At 70.6% G+C, this 16,385-nt stretch carries 15 protein-coding genes; 1 reads left to right on the top strand and 14 read right to left on the bottom strand.

Annotated elements, in window-relative coordinates; genetic code table 11:
* Window positions 1-230: 230 nt before the first annotated feature.
* From PV734_RS43310 to hrcA, 14 genes are all read right to left on the bottom strand, one after another.
* The gene (locus tag PV734_RS43310; RefSeq protein ID WP_319093417.1) at window positions 231-590 is read right to left on the bottom strand and encodes an MmcQ/YjbR family DNA-binding protein; all 360 of its coding nucleotides are present in this window, start codon (window positions 588-590) and stop codon (window positions 231-233) included.
* A complete protein-coding gene (locus PV734_RS43305) occupies window positions 587-1,900 on the bottom strand; it encodes a hemolysin family protein (RefSeq protein WP_319294806.1) in 1,314 nt (437 codons plus the stop codon). Before PV734_RS43305 ends, PV734_RS43310 begins: the two co-directional genes overlap by 4 nt.
* Window positions 1,897-2,394, bottom strand: coding sequence for an rRNA maturation RNase YbeY (ybeY, locus tag PV734_RS43300; protein WP_319294805.1), 498 nt, complete (start codon window positions 2,392-2,394; stop codon window positions 1,897-1,899). The genes PV734_RS43305 and ybeY overlap by 4 nt, the downstream gene beginning before the upstream one ends.
* Before the next feature lie 13 nt (window positions 2,395-2,407).
* The gene (locus PV734_RS43295) at window positions 2,408-3,475 is read right to left on the bottom strand and encodes a PhoH family protein (RefSeq protein ID WP_319093420.1); all 1,068 of its coding nucleotides are present in this window, start codon (window positions 3,473-3,475) and stop codon (window positions 2,408-2,410) included.
* A gap of 153 nt (window positions 3,476-3,628) precedes the next feature.
* Window positions 3,629-4,756, bottom strand: coding sequence for a carbohydrate kinase family protein (locus tag PV734_RS43290; RefSeq protein WP_319093421.1), 1,128 nt, complete (start codon window positions 4,754-4,756; stop codon window positions 3,629-3,631).
* 111 nt (window positions 4,757-4,867) lie between these two features.
* Window positions 4,868-5,863, bottom strand: coding sequence for an adenosine deaminase (locus PV734_RS43285; RefSeq protein ID WP_319294803.1), 996 nt, complete (start codon window positions 5,861-5,863; stop codon window positions 4,868-4,870).
* Window positions 5,864-5,883: 20 nt separating this feature from the next.
* Window positions 5,884-6,792: a ribonuclease Z gene (locus tag PV734_RS43280; protein ID WP_319294801.1), complete on the bottom strand. Its 909-nt coding sequence runs from the start codon at window positions 6,790-6,792 to the stop codon at window positions 5,884-5,886.
* A gap of 6 nt (window positions 6,793-6,798) precedes the next feature.
* The gene (locus PV734_RS43275) at window positions 6,799-7,152 is read right to left on the bottom strand and encodes a histidine triad nucleotide-binding protein (RefSeq protein ID WP_319093424.1); all 354 of its coding nucleotides are present in this window, start codon (window positions 7,150-7,152) and stop codon (window positions 6,799-6,801) included.
* A gap of 116 nt (window positions 7,153-7,268) precedes the next feature.
* The gene (locus tag PV734_RS43270; protein ID WP_319294799.1) at window positions 7,269-10,502 is read right to left on the bottom strand and encodes a S41 family peptidase; all 3,234 of its coding nucleotides are present in this window, start codon (window positions 10,500-10,502) and stop codon (window positions 7,269-7,271) included.
* A gap of 69 nt (window positions 10,503-10,571) precedes the next feature.
* On the bottom strand, window positions 10,572-11,168 hold the full coding sequence (locus tag PV734_RS43265) for a hypothetical protein (protein WP_319093426.1): 597 nt from the start codon (window positions 11,166-11,168) through the stop codon (window positions 10,572-10,574).
* Window positions 11,169-11,261: 93 nt separating this feature from the next.
* Window positions 11,262-12,005: a 16S rRNA (uracil(1498)-N(3))-methyltransferase gene (locus tag PV734_RS43260; RefSeq protein WP_319093427.1), complete on the bottom strand. Its 744-nt coding sequence runs from the start codon at window positions 12,003-12,005 to the stop codon at window positions 11,262-11,264.
* On the bottom strand, window positions 12,002-13,078 hold the full coding sequence (locus tag PV734_RS43255; RefSeq protein WP_319294797.1) for a nitronate monooxygenase: 1,077 nt from the start codon (window positions 13,076-13,078) through the stop codon (window positions 12,002-12,004). The genes PV734_RS43260 and PV734_RS43255 overlap by 4 nt, the downstream gene beginning before the upstream one ends.
* Before the next feature lie 55 nt (window positions 13,079-13,133).
* The gene (gene dnaJ / locus PV734_RS43250; RefSeq protein ID WP_006376132.1) at window positions 13,134-14,270 is read right to left on the bottom strand and encodes a molecular chaperone DnaJ; all 1,137 of its coding nucleotides are present in this window, start codon (window positions 14,268-14,270) and stop codon (window positions 13,134-13,136) included.
* Window positions 14,271-15,287, bottom strand: a complete 1,017-nt coding sequence (gene hrcA / locus PV734_RS43245) for a heat-inducible transcriptional repressor HrcA (RefSeq protein WP_319093429.1) — start codon at window positions 15,285-15,287, stop codon at window positions 14,271-14,273.
* A gap of 285 nt (window positions 15,288-15,572) precedes the next feature.
* On the opposite strand from hrcA, the gene PV734_RS43240 reads away from it, so the two are divergent.
* On the top strand, window positions 15,573-16,367 hold the full coding sequence (locus tag PV734_RS43240) for an MBL fold metallo-hydrolase (RefSeq protein ID WP_319294796.1): 795 nt from the start codon (window positions 15,573-15,575) through the stop codon (window positions 16,365-16,367).
* Window positions 16,368-16,385: the final 18 nt, after the last annotated feature.

The raw sequence follows: 16,385 nt of genomic DNA, 5'->3' as shown, positions 1-16,385 counted from the left end.
GGAAGTCACACAAGAACAGGTATCAGGTGCGGGCGATCAGGGCATGACCCAGGAACCGCGAGCCATGAGGAGGCGTTATGAACCGCCAGACCCGCATCCGCGTCATCCGTCGGCCCAGCGCTCCTTCGCCCCGCGACCTCCCCATCGACCGCAGGACCCCGTCGGGCCGCATCCTGCCGTACTGAGGCCTGCACGCGGCACCTGTATCAAGCACCTGCTCGCCGTACCTGTCAGGGCCGGTCCAGCCGCAACCGCTCCGCGCGCGGCAGACCGGCCACCACCAGGTCGTACGAGTCCTCGACCAGCTCCCGCACGAGTTGCCCGGGCAACTCCCCGTCCACCGTCACCGTGTTCCAGTGCCGTTTGTTCATGTGGTACCCGGGGATGATCAGCCCCGGGTGATCGGCGCGCAGCCGGATCGCGTCCTGCGGGTCGCACTTCAGGTTGACCGTCAGGGGCCGGTTGTCCAGCCAGCACAGGGCGAACATCTTGCCCAGCACCTTGAAGACGGAGACTCCCGGACTGAACGGGAAGTCCTCGACAGCGGCGTTGAACGAGAGGCAGAGGGCACGCAGTTCCTGCGGAGTCACGACTCGCTCCCCTGCTTCTCCTCCTCCGCCGTCCCGGCGGGGTCGGTCGGCTCCACCAGCACCGTCACGATCTTGTTCCGGCGTCCGGCCGCGGCCTCCGCCGTGAGCCGCAGTTCGCGTCCGTCGGGCAGTTCGACGACAGCCGAGGCCCCGGCGATCGGTACCCTGCCCAGCGCCTTCGCCAGCAGGCCGCCCACCGTCTCCACGTCCTCGTCGTCGTACTCCTCCAGGCCGTACAGCTCCCCGAGGTCGGTGATGTCGAGGCGGGCGGTGACCCGGTGACGCTCGTCGCCCAGCTCCTCGACGGGCGGGAGTTCACGGTCGTACTCGTCGGTGATCTCGCCGACGATCTCCTCAAGGATGTCCTCGATGGTCACGATGCCGGCCGTGCCGCCGTACTCGTCGATGACGACGGCGACGTGGTTGCGGTCGCGCTGCATCTCGCGGAGCAGGTCACCGGCGTTCTTCGTGTCGGGCACGAAGGCCGCGGCCCGCATCGCCGTCGAGACGAGCTCGCTCTCCGCGTCCCGGCTGATGTGCGTCTTGCGGACGAGGTCCTTCAGATACACGATCCCGACGACGTCGTCCTCGCTCTCCCCGGTGACCGGAATGCGCGAGAACCCGGAGCGCAGCGCGAGGGTGAGGGCCTGCCGGATCGTCTTGTACCGCTCGATGACCACCAGATCCGTACGAGGGACCATGACCTCCCGTACGAGGGTGTCGCCCAGTTCGAAGACGGAGTGCACCATGCGGCGCTCGTCGTCCTCGATCAGGGACTCCTTCTCGGCCAGGTCGACCAGCGCCCGCAGCTCCGCCTCGGAGGCGAACGGGCCGCGCCTGAAGCCCTTTCCGGGCGTGAGCGCGTTGCCGATGAGGATGAGGAGGGAGGGGATGGGCCCCATGACACGGGCCAGCGGCAGCAGGACGTACGCGGCCGCCGTGGCCGTGTTGAGGGGGTGCTGACGCCCGATCGTGCGCGGCGAGACGCCGACCGCGACGTACGAGACGAGCACCATCACGCCGATGGCGACGGCGAGGGCCTGCCAGGTCCTGTCGAACCGCTGCAGGCAGGCGTAGGTGACGAGCGCGGCGGCGGCCATCTCGCAGACCACGCGCACCAGCAGTGCCACGTTGAGATAGCGGGTCGGGTCGGCGGCGATCTGCGCGAGCTTGGCGCTGCCGCGCCGACCGCCGCGGACGGCCTCCTCGGCGCGGAAGCTGGAGACCCGCGCGAGGCCCGCCTCCGCGCAGGCGGCGAGCCAGGCGACGACGACCAGCGCTATGGCACCGGTGACGAGTTGGGGGGTCATGACACCGTCGGGGCGGGCGACGGGCCGGTCATCCCCTGTTCGTCGCGCCAGCCGTCGACGATGGCGGCCTGGAGGCCGAACATCTCGGCCTTCTCGTCCGCTTCCTCGTGGTCGTAGCCGAGGAGGTGCAACACGCCGTGGACGGTGAGGAGTTGGAGTTCCTCGTCCATGGAGTGCTGCGTCTCGGCCTCCTTGCCCTGCTTCTCGGCGACCTCGGGGCAGAGCACGATGTCACCGAGAAGCCCCTGCGGCGGCTCGGTGTCGTCCTTCGACGGGGGGCGCAGCTCGTCCATGGGGAAGGACATGACGTCGGTCGGACCGGGCAGGTCCATCCACTGGATGTGCAGTTGCTCCATGGCGTCGGCGTCCACGACGATCACCGAGAGCTCGGAGAGCGGGTGGATGCGCATCCGCGCGAGCGCGTAGCGGGCGATGTCGAGGATCGCCTGCTCGTCGACCTCGGTTCCGGACTCGTTGTTGACGTCGATCGACATGGTGCTGGTCTGTCTACTTCCGTTTGTTGCGGCTGTCCCGGACACCCTTGTGGGTGCCGTTCTCCGTGCCGTTCTCGTTGTCGTACTTCTCGTACGCGTCGACGATACGGCCGACCAGCTTGTGCCGGACGACATCGTGGGAGGTGAGCCGCGAGAAGTGGACGTCTTCGATGCCTTCGAGGATGTCCTGCACCTGCCGCAGGCCGGACTTCGTCCCGGACGGGAGGTCGACCTGCGTCACGTCACCCGTGATCACGATCTTCGACTCGAAGCCGAGACGGGTGAGGAACATCTTCATCTGCTCGGCGCTGGTGTTCTGCGCCTCGTCCAGGATGATGAAGGCGTCGTTGAGCGTACGACCACGCATGTACGCCAGCGGCGCCACCTCGATCGTGCCCGAGGCCATCAGCTTCGGGATCGAGTCGGGGTCGAGCATGTCGTGCAGCGCGTCGTACAGCGGGCGCAGATACGGGTCGATCTTCTCGTACAGCGTGCCCGGGAGGAAGCCGAGCCGCTCGCCCGCCTCCACCGCCGGACGGGTCAGGATGATCCGGCTGACCTGCTTGGACTGGAGGGCCTGGACGGCCTTCGCCATGGCGAGATACGTCTTGCCGGTACCGGCCGGGCCGATGCCGAAGACGATGGTGTTCTTGTCGATGGCGTCGACGTAGCGCTTCTGGTTGAGGGTCTTGGGACGGATGGTGCGGCCCCGCGAGGACAGGATGTTCTGCGTGAGGACCTCGGCCGGGGTCTCCTGACCGTCACCCTCCCCGTTCCCGCTCGCTCTGAGCATGGCGATCGAGCGTTCCACTGCGTCCTCCGTCATCGGCTGTCCGGTGCGGAGCACCAGCATCATCTCGTCGAACAGGCGCTGGACGAGGGCGACCTCGACCGCTTCGCCCACGGCGCTGACTTCATTGCCCCGGACATGGATGTCGACCGCCGGGAAGGCCTTCTCGATCGCGCGCAGCAGACTGTCGCTGGAACCCAGCACGGTCACCATGGGGTGCGCGGCCGGGACGGTGAACTGCGCTCGTGCCTGCCCCCGCGCAGGGGGCTGAGCTGTGGGTGTCTGAGTCATGGGCCGGCCCTGTAGGCCTGCACGACCTCCTCAATGAGGCACGCTAACCACGTGGGTAGCCTTCCACTCCCAGCCTACGACGGTGCACTGACAACGCCGTAGGGCTTTTAGCTCACGGTCCGGTGTACGTACCTCAGGGCCCGCCGTACGCGCTCAGGCGGATCTGCGGAAACCGATCGTCGGGACGGCCCGTCGCAGCGGCCACGGGCGCGGTCTGGCGCTCCTGGGCACCATGTCCGCCAGGAACGCGTACCGCCGAAGGGCCGCCGGGTCCTGGTGCTCGTACGACTGGATCTCGCGCCACCATGCGCCGATCTCGGACCAGCCGGGGGCGGAGAGGGAGCCGCCGAAGTCCTGGACGGAGAGGGCGGCGGTGAGGCCGGCGAAGGCGAGGCGGTCGGCGAGCGGCCAGTTCGCGAGGGTCCCGGTGACGAAGCCCGCCACGAAGACGTCGCCGGCGCCCGTGGGATCGAGGGCCTCGACGGCGATGGCCGGCACCTCGGCGGTCTCTCCCGTACGCCCGTCCACCGCGTACGCGCCCTGCGCGCCGAGGGTGACGACGGCGAGCGGTACGTGGTCGGTGAGGGCGTGGGCGGCTTCGCGGGGGCAGTCGGTGCGCGTGTAGCGCATCGCCTCCTCGGCGTTGGGCAGGAAGGCCTCGCAGTGCTCCAGGTCGGCGAGGCCGGCGAGGTCCCAGCGGCCGGTGTCGTCCCAGCCGACGTCACCGAAGATACGGGCACCCTTGCGGGCGGCCTGGGCGATCCAGGGGGCGCGGACGCCCGGGGTGAGAGAGGCGACGGCGGCCCGGGCATGCGGCGGGCACTCGGGGGCCGGTTCCTCCGGGGGCGGCTCGTGGCCGTGGGAGACCATCGTGCGCTCGCCCTCGTACGCCATCGAGACGGTGACCGGGGAGTGCCAGCCGGGGACCGTGCGTGACGTGGACAGGTCGATGTGCTCGCCCTGTTCGAGGGCGTCCCAGCAGTACTCGCCGTAGTGGTCGTCGCCGAACGCGGCGGCGAGGGAGGTCCGCAGGCCGAGCCGGGCGAGCGCGGTGGCCATGTTGGCGACCCCGCCGGGGCTGGAACCCATCCCGCGCGCCCAGGACTCCGTGCCGCGCACCGGGGCGGTGTCGAGGCCGGTGAAGATGATGTCGAGGAAGACGGTGCCCGTCAGATACACGTCCCACGGAGGTTCGTCGGGCGCGCGCAGGGCGGCCAGGGGATCGACCTGGGCCTGACGGTCGGACGATCCCTCTCCGGTGGACGTGGTGGACGCGATCACTGTGCGCTCCCTGACGATGGTGCGGATTCAGGCCAGTCTGCACCACACCACTGACATCGGGCCGTCACTCCACTCCGGGTACGCCTCCGGAACCTCGGGCCGGACCTCGGGTCACCGGGCGAACTCGTACGCCTCCACCTCGGCGAGATACCGGGCCCGCCGCTCCTCGTCGTGGTCCAGGAACGACGCGAGGAACGAGTTGCGCGCCAGCTCCCGCAGCCGCTCCTCGCTCAGCCCCAGGGCCTCCCGTACCGCCCCGAAGTTGTCGCCGACGTATCCGCCGAAGTAGGCGGGGTCGTCGGAGTTGACGGTGCAGAGAAGACCGGCGTCGAGCATGGCGGACAGCGGGTGCTCGGCCAGTACGTCGACAGCCCGCAGCCGTACGTTGGACAGCGGGCACAGGGTCAGCGGCACCCGCTCCCGTACCAGCCGCTCCACCAGCTCCGGGTCCTCCATGCAGCGCAGCCCGTGGTCGATCCGCTCGACGCCGAGGATGTCGAGGGCCTCGGTGATGTACTCGGGCGGCCCCTCCTCTCCCGCGTGCGCGACGCGCCGCAGCCCCAGGCCGGCTGCGGCCTCGTACACCTCGCGGAACTTGACCGGCGGATGCCCGACCTCGGCGGAGTCGAGCCCGACTCCGGCGATCCGGTCGAGGTACGGCTTCGCCGCCTCCAGCGTCTCCATGGCGGACTCGGCGGACTCGTCGCGCAGGAAGCACATGATGAGCTGCGTGGAGATGCCGTGCACCGCCTCACTGTCGCCGAGCGCCCGCCACAGCCCGTCGACCACGGTCCCCATGTCCACACCACGGGCGAGGTGGGCCTGCGGATCGAAGAAGATCTCCGCGTGCCGTACACCCTGCGCGGCGGCCCGCGCGAGATAGGCGTCGGCGAGGTCCGCGAAGTCCTTTTCAGTCCGCAGGACGGCCATGAGCTCGTAGTACAGGTTCAGGAAGGACTGCAGGTCGTCGAAGAGATACGCCTTCCGCAGCTCCTCGGTGTCGGCGTACGGCAGCGACACGCCATTGCGCGCGGCGAGCGCGAAGGCCAGCTCGGGTTCGAGGGTGCCTTCGATGTGGAGGTGGAGTTCGGCTTTGGGGAGGGACATCAAAGAATCGTACGACCGGTTTACCGCCGTTTCGGAACCGGCACCCTCAGCAGGTCGTAGGCGACGGTCAGCTCCCCCTCGAACCCCGCCGCCCGCGCCTGCCGCTCGAACTCGGCGGGATCGGGGTAGCGCTGGCTGAAGTGGGTGAGGACGAGATGCCGCACTCCGGCGTCCCGGGCTACGGCCCCCGCCTGCCCTGCGGTCAAGTGCCCGTGGTCGGCGGCGAGTCGCTGATCCTCGTCGAGGAAGGTCGACTCGATGACGAGCAGGTCGCACCCCTCGGCGAGCGCGTGCACCCCCTCGCACAACCGGGTGTCCATGACGAACGCGAACCGCTGTCCGTGCCGCACCTCACTGACGTCGTCGAGGGTGACGGAACCGAGGGAGCCCTCCCGCTGCAGCCGTCCGACGTCCGGCCCCTTGATCCCGTGCTCGGCGAGCAGCTCGGGCAGCATGCGGCGCCCGTCGGGCTCGACGAGGAGATAGCCGTAGGACTCGACGGGGTGGGAGAGCTTCCGGGCTTCGAGCCGGTAACTGCCCGTGGTCGCCAGCACTCCCCCCTCCCCCGACACCGGCACCTGCCCGATCTGGACGGTCTCGCGATAGGCGGTGGCGTACCGCAGCCGGTCGAAGAACTTCTGGCCGGAGCGCGGGTAGTGCGCGGTCACCTCGTGCGGGACGCGGTCGAGGTTGATGCGCTGGACGACCCCGGCGAGCCCGAGCGAGTGGTCCCCGTGGAAGTGCGTGACGCAGATCCGGTTGATGTCGTGGGCGGCGACCCCGGCCCGCAGCATCTGACGCTGCGTGCCCTCGCCGGGGTCGAAGAGAAGCCCCTCGCCGTCCCAGTGGAGGAGGTAGCCGTTGTGGTTGCGGTGCCGGGTGGGTACCTGGCTGGCGGTGCCGAGGACCACCAGTTCACGTGCGGACATGGCCTGTTACCCGGGCGGCCACTGCAGGCCACGCCCGCCGAGGATGTGGGCGTGGGCGTGGAAGACGGTCTGACCGGCACCGCTGCCCGTGTTGAAGACGATGCGGTAGCTGTCCAGCTTCTCCTCAGCGGCGATCTCCCCCGCATCGCGCAACACGTCGGCCGCGACACCGGGTTCGGCGGCGGCGAGGGAGGCCGCGTCGGGGTGGTGGACCTTGGGAATCACCAGGATGTGCGTCGGCGCCTGGGGGTTGATGTCCCGGAAGGCGACGGTGGTGTCCGTCTCCCGGACGATCGTCGCCGGGATGAGCTTCGCGACAATCTTGCAGAACAGACAGTCGTCCTGCGGTTCCCCTGCCATGGGATGCCTCCTCGCCGATGGTTGATCCCGTACATGGGGCATCGTAACGAGGTGGTTCCGCCCCCGCCGCACTTGCCCGTCCCGCCCCTGGGAGGGGGCGAGACGAGCTCCGGCGCCTACAGCTCCGGCAGCGACGGCGCCGTCTTCGCCGGCCGCTCCTCCAGCGACTCCAGCGCCAGCCGGATCGCCTCGTCCAGCTGGACATCCCGTCCCGCCGCGTAGTCCTGCGGGGTCTGTACGACCTCGACGTCCGGATCGACGCCGTGGTTCTCGACGTCCCAGCCGTAACCCTCCAGCCAGAAGGCGTACTTGGGCTGCGTGACCCGTGTCCCGTCGACGAGCTGGTAGCGGTTGTCGATGCCGATGACGCCGCCCCACGTCCGCGTACCGACCACGGGGCCGATGCCCAGCGCCTTGATCGCCGCGTTCACGATGTCCCCGTCCGAGCCGGAGAACTCGTTGGCGACGGCGACGACGGGCCCGCGCGGCGCGTCCTCCGGGTAGCTGTACGGCCGTAGCCCGCGCGGCAGGTTCCAGCCGGCGATCCGGCGCGCCAGCTTCTCGACGATCAGCTGGGACGTGTGGCCGCCCCGGTTCTCGCGGACGTCGACGATCAGGCCCTCCTTCGCGACCTCGATCCGCAGGTCGCGGTGGATCTGGGCCCAGCCGGGCGCCTGCATGTCGGGAACGTGCAGATAGCCGAGCCGGCCGCCGGACTTCTCGGTGACGTACGCCCGTCGGTCGTTGACCCACGCGTGGTAGCGCAGCGGCTCCTCGTCGGCCAGCGGTACGACGACCACGTGCCGCGCGTCGCCGCCGCCGGACGGCGAGACGGTCAGCTCGATGGGCTTGCCCGCCGTACCGACGAGCAGGGGGCCGGGGCCGGTCACCGGGTCGACGGGCTGTCCGGCGACCGCCAGGATCGCGTCGCCCGGGCGCACGGCGACGCCGGGTGCGGCGAGCGGGGACACGCCGTCGGGGTCGGAGGTCTCGGCGGGCAGGATGCGGTCGACGCGCCAGAGCGGGGTGTCCTGGGGGCCGTCCGTGTGACGGGAGATGTCGGCGCCGAGGAGCCCCTGCCGCTCGCCGCTGCCATACCCGCCTCTCGGGGTGACGTAGGCGTGCGAGGTGCCCAACTCGCCCTGGACCTCCCAGAGCAGGTCGACGAGGTCGTCATGGGTGGCGACGCGTTCGAGGAGGGGCCGGTAGCGGTCGAGGACGCCGTCCCAGTCGGTGCCGTTCATGTCCGCGCGCCAGAAGTTGTCGCGCATGATGCGGCCGTTCTCGGCGTACATCTGCCGCCATTCGACGACCGGGTCGACGCTCTGCCGTACGCGCGAAAGGTCGACGGTGATGTTGGTGTCGCTCTCGTCGTCGTTCGAGGCACGCCGGTCGCTGGGTACGACCTTCAGCTTGCCGTCGGTCCACAGCAGAACGCGTTTGCCGTCGCCGCTGACGGCGAAGTGGTCGGCGTCCCCGGCAAGGTGTTCGATGCGCTTCTGGGCGAGGTCGTACCGCTCGAGCTCGGTCTTCGGGTCGGGGTCGTCCGGGGTGGCCCGGGAGGAGCCCAGAACCCCCCGCACGGGGTGGCGCAGCCACAGCACACCGTCCTTGGCGGCCCGGAGGTTGGAGTAGCGGGCCGCCTCGACCGGGAACGGAACGATACGGTCGGCCAGCCCGTCGAGGTCGATACGGGTCGCCGGGGCTCCCTCGCTGTCGGGCGTCTCGTCCTTGTCCGGCGCCTCGAAGGGCCGCCCGTGCCGCTGCGGCCCGAAGGGCGAGGGCGTGGTCGCGGCGAGGGTGATGAGGTGCGGGCGCGAACCGCCGACGAAGGCCAGGTCGAACACGTGCTCGTCGTAGACGGGGTCGAAGGACCGCGCCGACAGGAACACCAGGTGCTTGCCGTCGGCGGTGAACGCGGGTGAGTAGTCCCGGAACCGCAGCGGGGTCGCCTCGGTCACCGACAGGTCGGTGGTGTTGGCGAGCTTGAGCTGACGCAGCGGACTCGGCCCGGGGTGGGACCAGGCGAGCCAGGCGGAGTCGGGCGAGAAGACGAGCCCGGACGCATCACCGTCGCCACTGCTGTCGACCTCGCGCACCTCCCCCGACTCGCGCTCGACGAGCAGGACGCGCCCGTCGTGGGAGGCGACGGCGGCCCGGCTGCCGTCGGGCGCCATGGCCAGGCCGAGGACCCGGCCGAGCTGCCCGGCGGCGAGCCGGCGCGGTGTGGCCCCCGGTGCGGTGCCGGTCGCCGGGGCGAACTCCAGTGCGTCGTCGCCCTCCGCGTCCGTCACCCACACGGCCCACTCCTCGCCGTCCACGCGGAAGGCGCGGGGCAGCCGGGCCCGTACGCCGTGCCCCGAGGCGAGCACCCGGGCCGGACCGGACCGGTGGGTGACCCAGTGCACGGAGCCGCGCACGCCGATGGCGCTGCCGCGCCCGGTGTGGTCGGGCGCTCCGGACCCGAACCAGCGCGAGGCGCTCACGGGACGGGGCTGGAGATCGGCGCGCTGCCCGCCGAGCCGGATGTCGAGTCGTCGCGGCTCGGATCCGTCCAGGTCGTCGAGGAGCCACAGTTCACCTGCGGAGGAGTAGACGACACGGCTGCCGTCGCTCGCGGCGTGCCGGGCGTAGAAACTGTCGATCGGAGTGTGCCGTCGCAGGTCGGAGCCGTCGGCCAGGGAGGAGTACAGCGCCCCGACACCTTCGTGGTCGGAGAGGAACGCGATGCGCTCGCCCACCCACACCGGGTACTCCAGGTTGCCGTCCAGGTCGGCATGGAGCCGGACGAACTCCCCCGCGCCTTCGCCCTCTTGGCCATCCCCGTCGATCCACAGCTTGCCTGCCGTACCGCCCCGGTAGCGCTTCCACCAGGCGGCCTCGCGTCCCATGGGAGCGGAGAGGAGAACGGTCGCCGGCCCCTGGGCGACATCACCGACGGGCCCGTACGGCAGCACGGTTGCCGGTCCGCCGTCGAGCGGCACGGCCCGCGCCCAGGAGCGGCGCAGGCTGGCCTGTCCCTGGGTGCTGATGGCGAGGACCCGCCCGTCCGGGGTCCAGCCGCGCACCTGGGTCCGCCAACTGCCCCAGTAGGTCAGCCGTCTGCTGGATCCGCCGTCGATCGGGGCGACATGCACCTCGGGTGCGCCGTCGCGGGTGGAGGTCCAGGCGAGGCGGGTGCCGTCCGGGGAGATACGGGGATGGTTCACCGGCACGTTGTCGGCGCTGACGCGCCAGGCCCGGCCGCCGTCGAGCGGGGCGACCCAGACGTCGTCCTCGGCGGTGAAGGCGACCGAGTCGCCGTGCAGATGCGGAAACCGGAGATACGCAGGCGAAGAGGGCTGAGTCACCCGATCACCCTAAGCAACGATCAGGCCCCCGGACAGGGGTTTGATCACTTCCTTGCCCACGCGGGAGCGCTACTTGCCCTCGACGGGCAGGCAGCTCGGGTCCTTCTGGCACCAGATGGTCCTCGTCACGGTGACAGTGACGGTCGGCGCGGGCCGCCCGTTGTCCGGCGGGCGCCAGGTCGCCGACGGGGTACGGGTCGGCGTGCTGGGTGCGTCGCAGTTGCCGAGGCCGCTGACCCGGAAACGCTGCTTGCCACCGACCTTGGCGGTGAGGTCCCCGCGTACGCATCTGCCGTTGACCGCCCGTGTCACCTTGCCGGTGACGGTGATGTCCTTGCCGTCCCCGGTCTTGCCCCGGCAGTCGACGCTCGCGACGGCGTTCGCACTCGGCGACGGTGAACTCCCGGACCCGGACGCCTTGTTGCCCTTGCCGTTGCTGTTGCCGCCGTTGACCGAGGCCGTGCAGCTGAGCCACTGGACGTCGACGTCGCGCCGCTCCAGTTCGTTGGTCGCGGTCTGGTCGGTGGTGAAGGCCACGGTCGCCGATCCGAGTCCACCGGGATCACAGGCGACGACACCGCCCACGGCGGCCACCACGAGTCCGGCCGCCGCGACCACCGTGCGGCGCCTGTGTGGCCGATGCCAAATCCGCCTCAGAGCCCCCATGAAGGGCAGCCTGCCACCGCCCCGCCCCACGGGGAAGGTCGTTAACCGGACAGGAGCCACAGTAGGCAGGAGAGAGACGCCGGGAGCCAGACGCTAGGACCAGCGCCCGGTGCGGCCGAGCAGCAGCGCCGTGGCCGCCGTACCGGCGGTGGAGGTACGCAGCACACTGGCCCCGAGCCGGTACGCCTTCGCCCCCGCCTCCTCGAAGAGGGCCAACTCCTCGGGGGAGACGCCGCCTTCGGGCCCGACGACCAGCACGATGTCGCCGGTGGAGGGGAGTTCGGCGGTCGCGAGCGCCGCGCTGCCGTACTCGCGGTCCTCGTGCAGTACGGCGGCGAAGTCTGCTTTGGCGAGAAGCGCGGCAACCTGTTTGCTCGACGCGGCGTCCGCGACCTCCGGGAACCGCACCCGGCGCGACTGCTTGCCGGATTCCCGGGCGGTGGCCCGCCACTTGGCGAGCGCCTTCAGCCCACGGTCCCCCCGCCACTGGGTGACGCACCGCGAGGCGGCCCAGGGCACGATGGCGTCGACGCCGGTCTCGGTCATCGTCTCGACGGCCAACTCGCCCCGGTCACCCTTGGGAAGAGCCTGGACGACGGTGATACGAGGAGACTGGACGGCTTCCTCGACGACCGGCCCGAGCCGCAGCACCAGTTGGTCCTTGCCCTCGGCGGCGACGACCTCGCCCTCGGCCCAGCGCCCGGCGCCGTCGGTGAGGACGACGGTCTCACCGGCCCGCAGCCGCTTCACGGAGACGGCGTGGCGCCCTTCGGGCCCGTCAAGAACGTACTGGCGGACATCGGGCAACCGCTCGACGACGAACACGGGAGCGGTCACGAACGCTCGCCCCCGCTCAGCAGCGCGTCCCGCGCGGACTCGATCTCGTCCACCAGCACCCGCACCAGTTCCCCGGCCGGAAGGTCACGGGCCATCCGGTGCCCCTGTCCCGCCCACAGCGCCATGCCCTGCGCGTCGTCGGCCTCGGCGGCCTTCTTGCGGAGCGGCGAGGTGAGGTGGTGGACCTCGGGATAGGCGGCCGGCGCGTACGGGCCGTGCTCGCGCAGGAAACGGTTCACCAGGCCCCGGGCGGGCCTGCCGGAGAACGCGCGCGTGAGCTCCGTACGGACGAAGAGCGGGTTGGTCAGCGCCTGTTTGTGCAGGGCGTGGGCGCCGGACTCCGGGGTGGCGAGGAAGGCGGTGCCGAGCTGGGCGGCGCTCGCGCCCGCGGCGAGGACGGCGGTGATCTGGCTGCCTCGCATGAGCCCGCCGGCGGCGACGAGGGGGAGGTCGACGGTCTCGCGGACCAGGGCGATGAGGGCGAGCAGCCCGACAGCGGACCCGTCCGCCTCGGGGTTGTCACGATGGGTGCCCTGATGGCCACCGGCCTCGACGCCCTGCACGATCACCGCGTCGGCCCCGGCCCGCTGCACGGCAAGGGCCTCTTCGGCGGTGGTCGCGGTGACCAGGGTGAGGGTGCCCGCTCGCCGCAGGGATTCCAGTACGTCGCTGCTGGGCACCCCGAAGTGGAAGGAGACGACCGGGACCGGGTTGTCGAGAAGCACCGCGAGCTTGGCGTCGTAGCCGTCGTCACGTCCGCTGTCCGGGTCGCCCAGCTCGGTGTCGTACCAGGTCGCCTCACCGGCGAGCTGATGGGCGTAGACCTCGACGGCGGCGGGGTCGGCACAGTCCGGCTGCGGCATGAAGAGGTTCACGCCGAAGGGGCGTCCGGTGAGCTTGCGCAGCTGCTGGATCTCCTTGTACATGCCGTCCGCGGTCTTGTACCCGGCGGCGAGGAACCCGAGCCCACCCGCATCCGCGACGGCGCTGGCGAGCCGCGGGACGGAGACGCCGCCCGCCATGGGCGCCTGCACGATCGGATGAGGGAAGAGATCGGTCAGTGCGGAGGACATGACGGCATGTTGTCACGTCCTCCGCACAAGTCCGAATCAGCCCTTCGGCCCTCGCTCAGCGGCCGTTGAAGGCGTCCTTCAACCGCGAGAACAGCCCCTGCTGCCCAGGCTGGAACTGCCCCGTGGGCCGCTCCTCGCCCCGCAGCAGCGCCAGCTCGCGCAGCAACCGCTCCTGCTCGGGATCAAGCTTCGAAGGGGTCATGACCTCGACATGGACGATGAGGTCACCGCGTCCCCCGCCCCGCAGGTGCGTGACACCCCGGCCGTGCAGCGGAATCGACTGCCCGGACTGCGTGCCCGGACGGATGTCGACCTCCTCCAGCCCGTCGAGCGTCTCCAGCGGCACCTTCGTGCCCAGTGACGCCGCCGTCATCGGAAGGGTCACCGTGCAGTGCAGGTCGTCCCCGCGCCGCTGGAACTGCGAGTGCGGCAGCTCATGGATCTCGACGTACAGGTCACCGGCGGGACCACCACCGGGCCCCACCTCACCCTCGCCGGCGAGCTGGATCCGCGTACCGTTGTCGACACCTGCGGGGATCTTCACGGTCAGGGTCCGACGCGACCGCACCCGCCCGTCGCCCGCGCACTCGGGGCACGGGGTCGGAACGACCGTCCCGAACCCCTGGCACTGCGGGCAGGGCCGCGAGGTCATGACCTGGCCCAGGAAGGACCGCGTCACCTGGGAGACCTCACCGCGCCCGCGACACATGTCGCAGGTCTGGGCCGAGGTCCCCGGCGCCGCGCCCTCACCGCTACAGGTGGCGCACACCACGGCCGTGTCGACCTGGATGTCCTTGGTGGTCCCGAAGGCGGCCTCGTCCAGCTCGATGTCGAGCCGGATCATCGCGTCCTGGCCGCGCCGCGTACGCGACCTCGGCCCCCGCTGGGACGCCGTTCCGAAGAACGCGTCCATGATGTCCGAGAAGTTCCCGAAGCCACCGGCGCCGAAGCCGCCCGCGCCTCCGCCGCCCGCCTGCGAGAGGGGGTCGCCGCCGAGGTCGTAGACCTGCTTCTTCTGCGGGTCCGACAACACCTCGTACGCGGCGTTGATCTCCTTGAACCGCTCCTGCGTCTTCGGATCGGGGTTGACGTCCGGGTGCAGCTCGCGGGCGAGCCTCCTGAACGCCTTCTTGATCTCGTCCTGGGACGCGTCGCGGCGCACGCCGAGTACGGCGTAGTAGTCCGTGGCCACTTAAGACTCCGCCAGGATCTGTCCGACGTACCGTGCCACTGCGCGTACCGCTCCCATCGTTCCCGGGTAGTCCATGCGGGTCGGTCCGACCACGCCGAGCTTGGCCACTGCCTCGCCGCCCGAACCGTAACCGACCGACACGACGGACGTGGAGTTGAGTCCCTCGTATTTGTTCTCGTGACCGATTCGTACGGTCATGCTCGAATCCCCGGCCTCACCAAGGAGTTTGAGAAGTACGACCTGTTCCTCCAGGGCTTCCAGAACGGGTCGGATAGTGAGGGGAAAGTCATGTCCGAAGCGGGTCAGATTGGGCGTTCCGCCGATCATCAGCCGCTCCTCGGTCTCCTCGACGAGCGTCTCCAGAAGGGTGGAGAGCACCGTCGCGACCGTCCCCCGGTCCTCCGCCTCGAAGGCGTCCGGGAGATCCTGCACGAGCTGCGGCACGTCCGCGAACCGACGGCCCGCGACCCGGCTGTTGAGCCGCGCGCGCAGATCCGCCAGGGACACCTCCCCGAAGGGCACCCGGCAGTCGATCATCCGCTGCTCCACCCGGCCCGTGTCCGTGATCAGCACGAGCATCACGCGCGCGGGAGCGAGCGAGAGGAGTTCCACGTGCCGCACGGTCGAGCGGGTGAGCGACGGATACTGCACGACGGCGACCTGCCGCGTCAGCTGGGCGAGCAACCGGACGGTCCGCCCGACCACGTCGTCGAGATCGACGGCGCCGTCCAGGAAGTTCTGGATGGCACGCCGCTCGGGCGCGGTCATGGGCTTGACGCCGGCGAGCTTGTCGACGAAGAGCCGGTAGCCCTTGTCGGTCGGGATGCGCCCGGCGCTGGTGTGGGGTTGGGCGATGAAGCCCTCGTCCTCCAGCGCCGCCATGTCGTTGCGGACGGTCGCCGGTGAGACCCCGAGGTTGTGCCGCTCGGTGAGCGCCTTGGACCCGACCGGCTCCTCGGTGCCGACATAGTCCTGGACGATGGCGCGCAGCACTTCGAGCCTGCGTTCACTGAGCATCGCGCACACCTCCAGCTGTCGTCCCCTGAGTGCCTACCCCGGTAACCGGGCTTCCGCACCGACCTGCACTGCTCTTCGGCTCTCCATTGGCCTTCCCTGGCACTCTTCGTGCCCGAGTGCCAGACTTCCCCGGCCCAGTGTACGGCTGTCGGGTACGCCCCCGGCAAGGGCGGCCCGCGCCGACCTGCCGACCTGTACCGACCTGTCCTGCGATGTCGTGTCCTCGGCAACCCTCTCGGCCCCACGACTCGCACCGCTTCCGCCCGCTGCGGCTAGCGTCGCCGTATGAAGGTGACTTGGGAAGAGCCGAGGTGGGGCGACCTGGGATGGGAGCGCCTGGCGGCCGGGGTGGGGCGATGCCGGCTGCCGGTCTGGGACTGCACGGTGGGGCTGGTGACCGGGCCGGCCGGCGCCCTGCTGATCGACGCCGGATCGAGCCTCGCGGAGGGCGCGAGGCTGCGCCTGGAAGCCCAGTCGCTGGCCGGGCGCCGAGTGGACTTTCTCGCACTCACGCACCCCCATTTCGATCATGTTTTCGGGGCGGCGGCGTTCGCGGGTGCGCATGTCCTGACGGCCGGGGGTGCGGACGGCTCAGGAAGCGAATTCGGGCAACTGGGGCGCGAGGCGTTGTGCGCGGACGCGGTACGCAACGGCCTGGACGTCCGCGCGGCCGAGGAGGCGGCGGACACACTGATCGTCCCGCATCAGGAGATCCGCAGAAGCCTCACCGTCGAACTGGGCGCCGGCAGGGAAGCCACCCTCTGGAACGTGGGCCCGGGCCACACCCGCAACGACCTGGCGGTAGTAGTACGCACCAAGGCCGCCACCGCCACCCCCACCAGCAACAACTCAACCACCGTCTTCTGCGGCGACCTGGTCGAGGAGTCGGGCGAACCCCAGGCGGGCCCCGACGCCGTACCGTCGCACTGGCCGGCGGCCCTCGACCGCCTCCTCGCCCTGGGCGGCGAGGACGCACTGTACGTACCCGGCCACGGCGCGGTGGTGGACGCGGCGTTCGTACGGGCCCAACGGGACGCCCTGGCACGGCGTTTCGGCGTGTCGCGGGAGCCGGTGACCTGACGGCACGACCGCTTCTCC

Origin of the sequence: Streptomyces sp. AK08-02, assembly GCF_033795085.1 — a bacterium.
GTDB classification, from domain to species: domain Bacteria; phylum Actinomycetota; class Actinomycetes; order Streptomycetales; family Streptomycetaceae; genus Streptomyces; species Streptomyces echiniscabiei.
Note: the sequence above shows the minus strand (reverse complement) of the source record. Positions and strands in the feature narration are given on the sequence as shown.